The 12,532-nt window shown below is 61.9% G+C and carries 10 protein-coding genes, 1 tRNA gene and 1 pseudogene; 9 read left to right on the plus strand and 3 right to left on the minus strand.

The genetic code is table 11. From position 1 onward, the window contains the following. Nucleotides 1-16: 16 nt before the first annotated feature. Nucleotides 17-1,081, minus strand: coding sequence for a multiple monosaccharide ABC transporter substrate-binding protein (gene chvE / locus AMK05_RS16690; protein ID WP_064840276.1), 1,065 nt, complete (start codon nt 1,079-1,081; stop codon nt 17-19). Nucleotides 1,082-1,353: 272 nt separating this feature from the next. Here chvE and AMK05_RS16695 point away from each other — a divergent pair, with 272 nt between their 5' ends. Both AMK05_RS16695 and AMK05_RS16700 read left to right on the plus strand, forming a co-directional pair. Beyond that, complete coding sequence (locus AMK05_RS16695; RefSeq protein ID WP_064841417.1) at nt 1,354-2,361, plus strand: LysR family transcriptional regulator; 1,008 nt, start codon at nt 1,354-1,356, stop codon at nt 2,359-2,361. A gap of 154 nt (nt 2,362-2,515) precedes the next feature. After that, nucleotides 2,516-2,986 carry a hypothetical protein gene (locus tag AMK05_RS16700; RefSeq protein ID WP_064840278.1) on the plus strand — a complete coding sequence of 157 codons (471 nt, stop codon included), beginning with the start codon at nt 2,516-2,518 and terminating at the stop codon, nt 2,984-2,986. A 6-nt stretch (nt 2,987-2,992) separates the two neighbouring features. Here AMK05_RS16700 and AMK05_RS16705 read toward each other — a convergent pair whose 3' ends face one another. Further along, nucleotides 2,993-3,283: a hypothetical protein gene (locus AMK05_RS16705; protein WP_064840280.1), complete on the minus strand. Its 291-nt coding sequence runs from the start codon at nt 3,281-3,283 to the stop codon at nt 2,993-2,995. Nucleotides 3,284-3,480: 197 nt separating this feature from the next. On the opposite strand from AMK05_RS16705, the gene iolG reads away from it, so the two are divergent. Beyond that, nucleotides 3,481-4,473, plus strand: coding sequence for an inositol 2-dehydrogenase (iolG, locus tag AMK05_RS16710; protein WP_064840282.1), 993 nt, complete (start codon nt 3,481-3,483; stop codon nt 4,471-4,473). Nucleotides 4,474-5,282: 809 nt separating this feature from the next. Here the strand turns inward: iolG and AMK05_RS16715 are convergent. Beyond that, on the minus strand, nt 5,283-6,503 hold the full coding sequence (locus AMK05_RS16715) for an ROK family transcriptional regulator (RefSeq protein WP_064840285.1): 1,221 nt from the start codon (nt 6,501-6,503) through the stop codon (nt 5,283-5,285). A gap of 284 nt (nt 6,504-6,787) precedes the next feature. On the opposite strand from AMK05_RS16715, the gene xylF reads away from it, so the two are divergent. The 6 genes and pseudogenes from xylF (at nt 6,788) to AMK05_RS16745 (ending at nt 12,388) form a co-directional block, all read left to right on the plus strand. Beyond that, nucleotides 6,788-7,828: a D-xylose ABC transporter substrate-binding protein gene (gene xylF / locus AMK05_RS16720; RefSeq protein ID WP_064840287.1), complete on the plus strand. Its 1,041-nt coding sequence runs from the start codon at nt 6,788-6,790 to the stop codon at nt 7,826-7,828. Nucleotides 7,829-8,086: 258 nt separating this feature from the next. Further along, a complete protein-coding gene (locus AMK05_RS16725) occupies nt 8,087-9,400 on the plus strand; it encodes a sugar ABC transporter permease (protein WP_064840289.1) in 1,314 nt (437 codons plus the stop codon). 14 nt (nt 9,401-9,414) lie between these two features. Next, entirely contained in the window at nt 9,415-10,197 is a 783-nt protein-coding gene (locus tag AMK05_RS16730; protein WP_007630865.1) for an ATP-binding cassette domain-containing protein, read from the plus strand. 206 nt (nt 10,198-10,403) lie between these two features. Then, nucleotides 10,404-10,480, plus strand: a tRNA-Arg gene (locus tag AMK05_RS16735). Nucleotides 10,481-10,807: 327 nt separating this feature from the next. After that, nucleotides 10,808-11,134, plus strand: a pseudogene (locus AMK05_RS16740) (cyclic nucleotide-binding domain-containing protein); the annotation flags it as partial. Nucleotides 11,135-11,479: 345 nt separating this feature from the next. Then, nucleotides 11,480-12,388, plus strand: a complete 909-nt coding sequence (locus AMK05_RS16745; RefSeq protein WP_064840292.1) for a LysR family transcriptional regulator — start codon at nt 11,480-11,482, stop codon at nt 12,386-12,388. The last annotated feature ends 144 nt before the right edge of the window (nt 12,389-12,532 follow it).

Raw genomic sequence — 12,532 nt, forward strand, 5'->3', positions numbered from 1 at the left:
CCTCCTGCTTAACGTCTTACTTCAGCTTGTCTTCAGAGTAGTAACCGCTGTCGACGAGGATCTGCTTGTAGTTGGTCTTGTCGACGGCAACCGGCTTCAGCAGGTAGGACGGAACGACCTTGACGCCGTTGTCGTAGGTCTTGGTGTCGTTGACCTCAGGCTCCTTGCCGGACATGACGGCATCGACCATGGCAACCGTGACCTTGGCGAGTTCGCGGGTGTCCTTGAAGATCGTCGAGTGCTGTTCGCCAGCGATGATCGACTTGACCGACGGGATTTCAGCGTCCTGGCCGGTGACGATCGGCAGCGGCTGAGCAGCCGTACCGTAACCAACGCCCTTCAGCGAGGAGATGATACCGATCGACAGACCGTCGTAAGGCGACAGAACGGCGTCGACCTTGGCGTCGGTGTAGTTAGCCGAGAGCAGGTTGTCCATGCGGGCCTGGGCCGTTGCCGGATCCCAACGCAGGGTGCCGACCTTGTCCATGCCGGTCTGGCCGGACTTCACGACGAGCTTGCCCGAGTCGATGTAGGGCTGCAGGACGGACATGGCGCCATCATAGAAGAAGAAGGCGTTGTTGTCGTCAGGCGAACCGCCGAACAGTTCGATGTTGAACGGGCCCTTGCCATCCTTGAGGCCGAGGCCGTCAACGATGGAGCCGGCCTGCAGAACGCCGACCTGGAAGTTGTCGAAGGTCGCGTAGTAATCGACATTGCCCGAATCGCGGATCAGACGGTCATAAGCGATGACCTTGATGCCGGCATCGTGCGCCTTCTGCAGAACGTCGGAAAGCGTCGTGCCGTCGATCGAAGCGATGACCAGAACCTTGGCACCCTTGGTGACCATGTTTTCGATCTGCGAAAGCTGGTTCGGAATATCGTCGTCGCCATACTGCAGGTCCGTGGCGTAACCGGCAGCTTCGAGCTGCTTGACGATGTTGTTGCCGTCGTCGATCCAGCGAGCCGAAGCCTTGGTCGGCATGGCAATGCCGACGGTGCCCTTGTCGGCAGCAATTGCCGGTGCAACGAACGAAGCGACGCCGAAGGCAGCCGCAGCCATCAATGAGATAATGGACTTCATTTCTCTCTCCCTTGTTAATAGTGCAGCGGACGAAAAATCGCCCGCCCCCGAAACTGTGGCAGGTTCCGTATTGGATAGTTACTTCAGATGGTGAGAAACGAAGTAGGTCTCCTCCACGATCTCACACGTGTTGAGTGCCAACCAGCACACGGCGGCAAACTGGTATGGATTCCTATAACTGTCAAATAGAATAACTGGTAAAGTGCATAACAATTTTGGTATATCGTTAAAAAGTATTACTTTTGATGGAGCGCAGCGAGGAGGCTGCAACCATGACGATTGTTTCAGAGCCCATTTCCATGGACCATGTCGATATCCACAGCGATAGTTTCGGCAATGACAGCCTTTTAAGGGCAGGACTTAAGCTGAATCACCTGCGGATGATCGTCGCAATCGAAGATAGCGGACAGATTTCCGCAGCTGCGGAAGTCCTGAACATTTCCCAGCCCGCCGCGTCGCGCATGCTGTCCGAAATGGAATCGATCACCAAGACTCAGCTCTATGAGCGCGTCGCCCGCGGCGTGGTGCTGACGACCTTCGGCGCGGCGCTTGCGAGGCGGGCGCGCAAGATCCTGCTGGAGCTGCGCGAGGCAAGCCGCGAGATCGGCGAACTGAAGAGCGGCAAGGGCGGTTCGGTCTTCATCGGCGCGGTGACGGCGCCAGCCATGAGCCTCGTCGTGCCGGCGATCAACAGGGTGCGCAAGGCTTATCCCGGCATCGAGATCAACATCCAGGTGGAGACCAGCAACGTGCTCGCCCGCGAGCTGCTGGCCGCCCGCCACGACTTCATCATCAGCCGCATTCCCGACGATCTCAACCCGCGCCTGTTCGAGGTGACGGAGATCGGCATCGAGCGCGCCTGCCTGATCGTGCGCAACCGCCATCCGCTGCTGAAAAAGAAAAAGACCAGCAGTCTTGCCGATATCAGGGATTACGACTGGGTGTTCCAGCCGCCGGGCACGCTGCTGCGCCGGACGATCGAGGATATTTTCCTGTCGCGCGGCGTGGCGCTGCCGGAGAATATCGTCAACACATCGTCGCTGCTTTTGACCTGCGCCATCGTCTGCGGAACCGATGCGATTGCACCGGTTGCCACCGACGTCGCCCAGTTCCTCTCCAGCCAGAGCGCCAGGGCCTCCGACGTGCGCATGCTGCCGATCGATTTCGACATCAACGTCAAACCCTACAGCCTGATCACCGCCAGGGAACGGGCGCTGCCGCCGAGCGCCAGGCTGCTCTACGACATCATTCTGGAGGAAAGCCAGAAGCAGGCGGGCTGACGAGATCCGCAAGCCCGGCGCCATCTTGCCCATCTTTAATGCGCGCCGGAGCAATTCCAGCACAAGGCGTAGCGGTTTTTGCGTCCGGAAATTGCGTGAAAAAATTTGAGCACGTCGGTCAATCGACGAAGACGAATGGTCTTGAGGATGCGGGATGCTGTTCGGACAGTCGGTATTTCAATCAGTGCTGGAGCGGCTGAAGGAAGAGGACGAGACGGCTGAAGAGGCCGAAGCGCCCGCCGCCCATCGTGTCGCCGGCCTCGGCACCGGCTTTGCCTTCGATGTCATGGAGGGAGTCTCGGTCGCCTCGCAGCGGATCGGCGAAGCCTATTTCGACAATCTGGATCTCGACGCCGCCGCCGGATCTGCAGAGAAACCGGCGCCTTTGCCGGACCCGGAGCCCGCCATGCCGGACCATCTCACCCGCACGGCGCCGCAGGAGGTTGCGGCCGAACTGGCGATCTCGGCCGCCGATACGCCGCTGACGCTCAACGAGAAGCGCCGCGCCTTCGCCCGCGCCAATCATCCCGACGGCGTCGCCCTGCCCTTCCGCGACAATGCGACGAAACGGATGATGCTGGCCAATCTGTTGATCGACGAGGCGCTGCGGCGATTGGGCCGCTGACCGATTTCAGTCTGCCTGCCCGTCTTTGGCGGGCTTTTCCGCGGATATCTCCGCGGGCTCTTCCTCTTCCTCGTCATCGGCGTCAGGCTCGGCCGCCGGTGCGGCGACCTCAGGCTGCGGATTGAAGGTCCAGAACAGCATATAGAAGGAATAGGCGCCGGCCGCGGCCGAGAGCACCGCCCAGAAGGGATCGCCGCCGACGATCTCGAACGCCGCCCAGCCGAAGCAGACGGCAACGATGGCGACACGCACCCAAAGGCGCCGGTATGCCGGATGGTTCGGATCAATCAGTTGCATCTCAGCCCCGCGGTCGCATATGTCACCATGCCCATGGCTTGTGTCGCACCGGCCATGGCATTTGTCGCGCTTGTCTTTAGTTTGAATCTTGCAAATGTGAAAGAGCCGCGGGCTTGACGCGGCGCAGAGAAGATGGAATGAAAATTCCAGATTTATGGCAATTCGGTTTATTTGTTCCGAATTCAAGGGAGGTTGCTATGACAGTGAGATTTGGTCTTCTCGGCGCCGGCCGCATCGGCAAGGTTCATGCGAAAGCCGTCAGCGGCGACGCCAATGCGACGCTGGTCGCGGTCGCCGACGCCTTTCCGCAGGCGGCCGACGCCATCGCCTCGGCCTATGGCTGCGAGGTCCGCACCATCGAGGCGATCGAGGCATCCAAGGATATCGACGCGGTCGTCATCTGCACGCCGACCGACACCCATGCCGACCTGATCGAGCGCTTCGCCCGCGCCGGCAAGGCGATCTTCTGCGAAAAGCCGATCGATCTCGACGTCGCCCGCGTCAAGGCCTGCATCAAGGTGGTGGAAGAAACCGGCGCCAAGCTGATGGTCGGCTTCAACCGCCGCTTCGACCCGCATTTCATGGCGGTGCGCAAGGTCATCGACGACGGCAAGATCGGCGATGTCGAAATGGTGACGATCACCTCGCGCGATCCCGGCGCCCCGCCGGTCGATTACATCAAGCGCTCGGGCGGCATCTTCCGCGACATGACGATCCACGACTTCGACATGGCTCGCTTCCTGCTCGGCGAAGAGCCGGTCTCGGTGCTGGCGACCGCTGCCGTGCTGGTCGACAAGGCGATCGGCGAAGCCGGCGACTATGACAGCGTCTCGGTGATCCTGCAGACCAAGTCCGGCAGGCAGGCCGTCATCTCCAACTCCCGCCGCGCCACCTATGGCTACGACCAGCGCATCGAAGTGCATGGCGCCAAGGGCATGGCGGCGGCCGAAAACCAGCGCCCGGTCTCGATCGAAGTGGCAAACGGCGACGGTTACACCCGCCCGCCGCTGCATGATTTCTTCATGACCCGCTACACCGAAGCCTACGCCAACGAAATCGCCGCCTTCATCGCCGCGATCGAAAAGGGCACGAAGATCTCGCCGTCGGGCGCCGATGGCCTGGCGGCGCTGGCGCTCGCCGATGCGGCGGTGCAGTCGGTCAAGGAAGGCAAGTTGATTAAGGTTGGCTGACGGCTGTCGTTCGGTTGGCAGATAGGTTTGGGATGGCCGGGTGTTTGCCCGGCCATTTTGCTTTTGAGGGCGGGCTGCGGAGCCGGCTAGACCAGCCCCTCATCCGCCTGCCGGCACCTTCTCCCCGTAAACGGGGCGAAGGAGGTATGCCGCCACCTCTCCGTTCCTCAAAAGCGTCTCGTGGGGCACGTCCCCTCTCCCCGTAAAACGGGGAGAGGGCTAGAGTGAGGGGCAAGCGTCTGGCGCGAAGTGGGCGGCTGTGCGGCGGTTCGGAGCGTTTGCGAGCCCCCTCCCCAACCCCTCCCCACAGGTGGGAGGGGCTAACCTGCCGCACTGTTTGCGATAACTCACCGAAACAATTTGTGGGACGGTCTCAGCCAGTGAGACCTCCCCTTTTCCGTCGCCGTCGGAGCAACGGGTTAAGCCCCGCGCCCTTGTGGGGAGGGGTTGGGGAGGGGTTTTGGCACCTACTCCCCGCCCTCCTGTGCTCGTCACAGGAATGAAGGAGCAAGAGGAGGTGCGACCTGCCCATTGTTGCTGAAGGATGTGGTGTGGATGGGCGGCTCAAGGCTGAGAGCCGCAGCGTACTGGGGCGGCTTGGACTGAAGCGGTTCGGAGGGTTTGGAAGACCCCACCCCAACCCCTCCCCACAGGTGGGAGGAGCTAACCTGCCGCGGCGCTTGCGATAACTTTGACCGAACAATTTATGGGACGGTCTCAGCCAGTGAGGCCTCTCCGGTTGGTCGCCGTCGGGGCAACGGGTTAAGCCCCGCCCCCTTGTGGGGAGGGGTTGGGGAGGGGCTTTGGCGCTACTCTCCGCCCTGCACCCCCGAAATCACGATATCCTGGTCGATCACCGACAGTGCCCGGTTGAGATGCCCCTCGAAGACGAGGATGGGTTCGTCGGCGACGACGCGGATTTCCGGCATGCCTTCCATGCGGACGATATGGGACTGTCCCAGCCCTTCTTCGATACCCTGGCGCAACAGGTCGTAATAGCGGGTGCCGGGGCCGGTGATGGCGATGGGCATGCGCTCGGTGAGGCTGAGCATGCGCGACAGGCCGTTGCCGAGGGCGAGGCCCGCCTGGCGGAAGGCGATGGTGGAGGTGCGGTGGCCCTGGCGGGCTTTGGCGGCGATTTTGTCGAGTTCGGTGACGGGGACGAATTTTGCCGGGATCGTATCGAGGGGCACTTCGAAGGCGCTGCGCAGGATGGCGTAGAAGCCGGCATAGGCCTCGATGCAGCCGCGGGTGCCGCAGCGACAGAGGCCGCCACCCGCCATATGCAGCATGTGGCCGAAATTCGGCGCCGAGATCTCCTGTGTCTGGCCGCCGCGCCTGACGATGCCGAGGCCGATGCTGTGGCCGAGCGAGAGTGCGGCGAGCGAGCGGAAATCGGCGCCCTTGACGATCTCCTCCCGGGCGCCGAGGGCGGCGGCGACCAGCAGGGTTTCGTTGTCGAGGATGACCTTGGCCTGCCAATCCGGCCGGAGCGCCGATTCGAAATCGATCTGATCGCTGCCGAAGATCGGCGACCACAGAAGGACCGGCTCGGTTGAGTTGACCAGCCCCTTGCTGCTGATCGAGATCAGCAGCACTTTTTCCTGGGAAATCCTGGAGCGCTCGAGAATGCGCGACAGCCCGGCGCGCACGCCTGCGACGAAACGGGCGGCCCCTGCGGGATCATGCGAGCGCTCCTCGCTGAAACGGTCGATCAGTTTGCCGGCATAATCCACAAGCGAATATTGCACCGCATCGGACGAGATGATGACGACGATGAGATAGCCGCAATCGCGGCGCTGGCGCAGCAGCACGCGCGGCCGGCCGCGGCCGCTGGCCGCCTGCTGCTCGGATTTTTCGATGATATGGGCGCGTTCCAGATCGGCGGTGATCGCCGAGATGGTGGCCGAGGAAAGGCCGGTGAAATCGGATATTTCGGTATGGGCAAGCGCGCCGTGACGGCGCAGCACGGACAGCACGAGCACGCTGTTTCTCTGCCGGACCAGCTCCGTGCTCGACTTGGTCAGCATGAATGCCGCCCTCTCCCCTATTCAATCGTTAGAGCATGTTGTTCGCCCGAAAACCGCTCAGACTTTTCGGCATCATGCTTCTCTCCGCCCTCGCTTCCACTGCATCGCCAACCGCCGTTCCGCAAGGAAAAATAAGCTGACGGCCCAGTGTTGACAGCCGAAAAAATCTCTGACATCAAATTTCTCGACTGTCGAGAAAATAATCCGAATTTCCCTCGACAGCTTTTCGCGGTGGCCGGAGGAAGCATGGGCTGGGCCGGTCGCAACTCACTCGGGAGGATAGTATGAAGTCTATTTTGAAATTGATGGCAGGCGCGGCCATTCTCGTTTCCGTGCATACGGCGGCCATGGCTGCCGATCTCGTCGTCGGCGTTTCCTGGTCGAATTTCCAGGAAGAGCGCTGGAAGACCGACGAAGCCGCGATCAAGAAGGCTCTCGAAGCCAAGGGCGCCAAGTATATTTCCGCTGACGCGCAGTCTTCGGCCGCCAAGCAGCTGACCGACGTCGAATCGCTGATTTCGCAGGGCGCCAACGCGCTGATCATTCTCGCCCAGGATTCCGACGCCATCGGCCCGGCGATCGAAAAGGCCGCTGCCGAAGGCATCCCGGTCGTCGGCTACGACCGCCTGATCGAAAATCCGGCTGCCTTCTACATCACCTTCGACAACAAGGAAGTCGGCCGCCTGCAGGCCGAAGGCGTCTTCAAGGCGAAGCCCGAAGGCAACTACGTCTTCATCAAGGGCTCATCCTCAGACCCGAATGCAGACTTCCTGTTCTCCGGCCAGCAGGAAGTGCTGAAGGCCGCGATCGACGCCGGCAAGATCAAGAACGTCGGCGAAGCCTATACGGACGGCTGGCTGCCTGAGAATGCGCAGCGCAACATGGAGCAGTTCCTGACCGCCAACAACAACAAGGTTGACGCTGTCGTTGCTTCGAACGACGGCACGGCCGGCGGCGCGATCGCAGCGCTCGACGCCCAGGGCCTTGCCGGCTCCGTTCCGGTTTCCGGCCAGGACGGCGACAAGGCGGCGCTGAACCGCATCGCGCTCGGCACGCAGACGGTTTCCGTCTGGAAGGACAGCCGCGAACTCGGCACCCGCGCGGCCGAAATCGCTCTCGACCTCGCCGGCGGCAAGGACATGAGCAAGATCGACGGCGCCCAGGCTTTCAAGGGCGGCCCGAAGGGCGTGGAAATGCAGTCGGTCTTCCTGAAGCCGCAGGCGATCACCAAGGAAAACCTGAACGTCGTCATCGACGCCGGCTGGATTTCCAAGGCTGAGGCCTGCCAGGGCGTCAAGGCCGACACCGTCGCTGCCTGCAAGTAAGCACGCTTCGGACTGAACTGCCGGCGCCGCAGCGGAGAGACCGTTGCGGCGCCGGATGCGGATGCGAACTCCAAGGATGCAGTTCCTCCGCCCCGCCGCACCATCGCGGACCTGCATTCCCTGCCGGAAGGGTGTCGCGACGCCACGCCACGGTTTCCGGAAGCATCGCGATGGTCAGTTGAAGAACAGACGATGACGCCGCCAAGTTTCGGGCACGCCGGCGCACCCGTCCAAACATAATGGGGGAACGGCAAACCCATGGCCGAAATGGTAAAATCAACAGCATCAAGCGGACCGCGAACGGCGGAAGCCAATCCGGTGACCCGCTTCTTCCGCGCCACCGAGATCGACACGCGCCTGCTCGGCATGATCGGCGCGCTCATCATCATCTGGATCGGTTTCCACATCATCACCGGCGGCCTGTTCCTGACCCCGCGCAACCTCTGGAACCTCTCGGTCCAGACGACCGATATCGCGATCATGACCACGGGCATGGTGCTGATCATCGTCACCCGCAACATCGATCTTTCCGTGGGATCCGTGCTCGGCCTCTGCGGCATGATCATGGGCGTGACCCAGGCAAAAATCCTGCCCGAATATATCGGCTTCGACAGCCCATTCACCTGGGCGATCACCCTCATCATCGGCATTGCCGCCGGCTGCCTGATCGGCGCCTTCCAGGGCATCATCATCGCCTTCCTGAACGTTCCCTCCTTCATCGTCACCCTCGGCGGCCTGCTGGTCTGGCGCGGCGCGACCTGGCTTGTGACCAGCGGCCAGACGGTTGCCCCCATGGACCAGACTTTCCGCATCATGGGCGGCGGCGCGGAGGGCTCGATCGGCGCCACCTGGAGCTGGATCGTCGGCATCGCCGCCTGCCTGTTCGTCGTCGCCAGCATTGTCGGCTCGCGCCGGCAGCGGCGCCGCTTCGGCTTCCCGCGCCGGCCGATCTGGGCGGAATATTTCCTCGCTATCTTGAGCTGCGTGCTGATCCTCGGCGCGGTGTCGATCGCCAACAGCTATTACTGGCCGATCAACATCGCCAAGAAATATGCCGAGACCAACAATATCCCCTGGCCCGAAACCGGCCTGGATATTCCCTACGGCATCGCCGTACCGGTGCTGATCGCGATCGTCGTCGGCATCATCATGACCTTCATCGCCACCCGTCTGCGCTTCGGCCGCTATGTCTTCGCGATCGGCGGCAACCCCGAGGCGGCCGAACTCGCCGGCATCAAGACCCGCTGGGTGACGGTGCGCATCTTCGCGCTGATGGGCATCCTGGCGGCAATCGCGGCGGCGATTTCCACCGCCCGCCTCAACGCCGCGACCAACTCGCAGGGCACGCTCGACGAGCTTTACACCATCGCCGCCGCCGTGATCGGCGGGACCTCGCTGGCGGGCGGCACCGGCACGATCGCCGGCGCCATGCTCGGCGCGCTGGTCATGCAATCGCTGCAATCCGGCATGGTCCTCGCGCATGTCGACACACCGCTGCAAAGCGTCGTCGTCGGCACCGTTCTCGTCGTGGCGGTCTGGCTCGACACCGTCTATCGCGCCCGTGCCAAGTGAGAGGAGCCCTAGACATGGCTGATCAACGCACTCCCCTTGTGGAACTGAAAAACATCTCGATCTCCTTCGGCGGCATCCACGCCGTGGACAATGCCTCCGTCGATCTCTACCCCGGCGAAGTGGTCGCCCTTCTCGGCCACAACGGTGCCGGCAAATCGACGCTGATCAAGATCCTCTCCGGCGCCTATAAGCGCGATAGCGGCGATATCCTGATCAACGGCGAGCCGGCCGACATCCGCAACCCGCGCGACGCCAAGAAATACGGCATCGAGACGATCTACCAGACGCTGGCCGTCGCCGACAATGTCGACGCCGCCGCCAACCTCTATCTCGGCCGCGAGCTGAAGACCCGCTGGGGCACGCTCGACGACGTGGCGATGGAGGCCTCGGCCCGCGAAGTGATGGGGCGGCTCAACCCCAACTTCAAGCGCTTCAAGGAGCCGGTGAAAGCGCTTTCGGGCGGCCAGCGGCAATCGGTGGCGATCGCCCGCGCCATCCTCTTCAACGCCCGCATCCTGATCATGGACGAGCCGACGGCGGCACTCGGCCCCCAGGAGACGGCGCAGGTGGGCGAACTGATCAAGCAGCTGAAGAAGGAAGGCATCGGCATCTTCCTCATCAGCCACGACATCCACGACGTCTTCGACCTCGCCGACCGCGTCTCGGTGATGAAGAACGGCCAACTAGTGGGCCACGCCCGCACCGAGGATGTGACCAAGGATGAAGTGCTCGGCATGATCATCCTCGGCAAGGTGCCGCCCAAGGCCATTCCCGGCCCCGGCGCCATGCAGATCTGAGCCCCGCCAAGACGCCCTGCCCCCGACAACCCGCTCCGCCGCCCGCAAGGCCGGCGGAGTTTTTTGTGCGCAGCGCGGGAGCTGACGAATAAAAACACCCTGCAAACCGCAAGCATCGGTATTTCTGAGAAATTCGCGATTGAAGCCGGCCGCAAGCTAGGCTAAGAACCACCCATCGGACAGGCGATTCAAACCGCCTCAGGCATGCACCCGTAGCTCAGCTGGATAGAGTGTTGGATTCCGATTCCAAAGGTCACAGGTTCGAATCCTGTCGGGTGCGCCACCGACCCCAATGCAGTGAAGCTCAAAACATCTAAGCTTCCAAGACCTTAGCAACAGCTCGTTACTTCACGGCTATTGCACAAGGGTTGGACACATACGATGGCAGGATTGAGGTTGCATGCAGCGAAGACCATCAGACATCTACGAGTTCCGCTGACGGCTGCCCAAGTGCTCGCCAGTAAGCCTGCTCCGAGCCACCTTTCCGGCGTGCTCTCCGAGTTCATGCGGACGCATGACCAGAGGGGCCAAACGGCGGGACTTAGACAAGGCATGGCGCGTGGATGGTCTCTTCGAGCGGCTATCAATCTACTCACCGGAGCCACCGCTTCCCGCGTTGCGACCGCGCATTGTCCCCGCAGGTGCCGTGATCTGCCGCAAGGGCGATATTGGCAATCAGATGTTCTTCATTGTCGAGGGGCGGGTCACCGTGGCGACACCTGACCATCCAGTGGAACTCGGTGCCGGAAACTTCTTTGGCGAGATGGCGCTCGTCAGTGGCGATCCTCGCTCAGCGACCGTCAGCGCAGCAACCGAGGTATCGCTGCTGTCGCTGTACGCCGTGGATTTCCAGATATTGTCGAGCAGTAGTCCGGAGATCGCGGAGACCATCCGCAAGACGGCGCTGGAGCGGCGGGGCGGGCCGCCGAAGGAATAATCAAAGCCTGATGGCTGCGGCATTGCCGCGGCCGGTGGAGGTGGCGCTTTGACCGGCTCATTGCGCAGAATAGCTGCGCTGGCCGCGGTCGTCGTGCTGTCGAGTAGCTTCGGTGGTAGCTGTCGGCCCGCCGGTCTGAAATGCGTGTTGGGGTCGCCTGTTCCGGGTTGTAGTTGGTTGCGCAGTGGCGTTGGCGCCCGGCCGATCCACGTCGGTCACCAGGCCGTCGGATCCGGTTGAATATCGCCTCTACAAGCTCATGCCAGTTAGTGGCGCTCGGGTTGCCATAACATCTCCGGCATGGCAGTGAGAAACAAAGAACAACAATTACACACTGTGTTGCTCATGACGACAACGATTAATTTCGCAGAGATGCAGGCATTCATCGCCGTTGTGACCGAGGGATCCTTTACGGCCGCAGCGGGACGCCTCGACACGGACAAGGCACGAGTCAGCCGGACTGTTCGGCGCATGGAAGAAAAGCTCGGAGCTCGTCTCCTGAACAGATCGACGCGGCATGTCAGCGTGACCGACGTCGGCCGGGATTATTTCGAAAGGGCTTCTTCGATACTGGCCGCCGCGCAAGCCGCCGAGGCTGCTGTGGCCCAGCAAGCGCAGGAACCGCAAGGACGGTTGAAAGTGACCGCTGGTGTAGAATTCGGGACTACCCAGGTCGACGCCTGGATCGCCGATTTTCTTCAGCGCTGGTCGAAGGTGTCGGTGGAAACCGAATACACGAACCGGATCATCGATCTCGTGCACGAGAGCTTCGACGTCGCCATCCGCATCGGAACTCTGCAGGATTCAGGCCTTTCAGCGCGGAAGCTGGGCGAGCTGTCCTATGGCCTGTATGCTTCATCGGAGTATCTGCGACATCGGCCGGACGTCCACGGCGTGGAAGACCTCGCCGATCACGATCTGATAATGCACGTTCCTCGTGGGCGCCCTTCCTGGAGCCTGGTGAATGGCGATCAAATCGAAAAGATCACCCGGACGCCACGCTGCGTGGTCAACAATACGATCACGGCGCGAAACCTCGCACTGTCGGGTTTGGGGATCGTCCAGCTTCCGCGGTATCTTGCGGATCCGCATGTGGCAAAGGGCGCATTGACGGTGGTCCTGCCGGGCTGGGCACGCAGCACAGTCCCCGTTAATGCCGTCTTCGCCTCGACTAGATATATGGATCCCAAGGTGCGGGGCTTCATCGATCTCTGCCGCGAGGGGTTTAGAGCCGATATATCCCTCACAAATTGAGATCGCGTTGATTGTCGCCGTCGGGGACAACAGTCAGTTGCTCCATCTCGCACTGTTATCTCTTTGAACAAATCCGCATCTCCAGTCGTGCCGCGGAACGGAAGACGTTCCCGCAGGTACCACGACATGTTGGCGGGCTTCCCG

Source organism: Rhizobium sp. N324 (assembly GCF_001664485.1).
GTDB lineage: Bacteria > Pseudomonadota > Alphaproteobacteria > Rhizobiales > Rhizobiaceae > Rhizobium.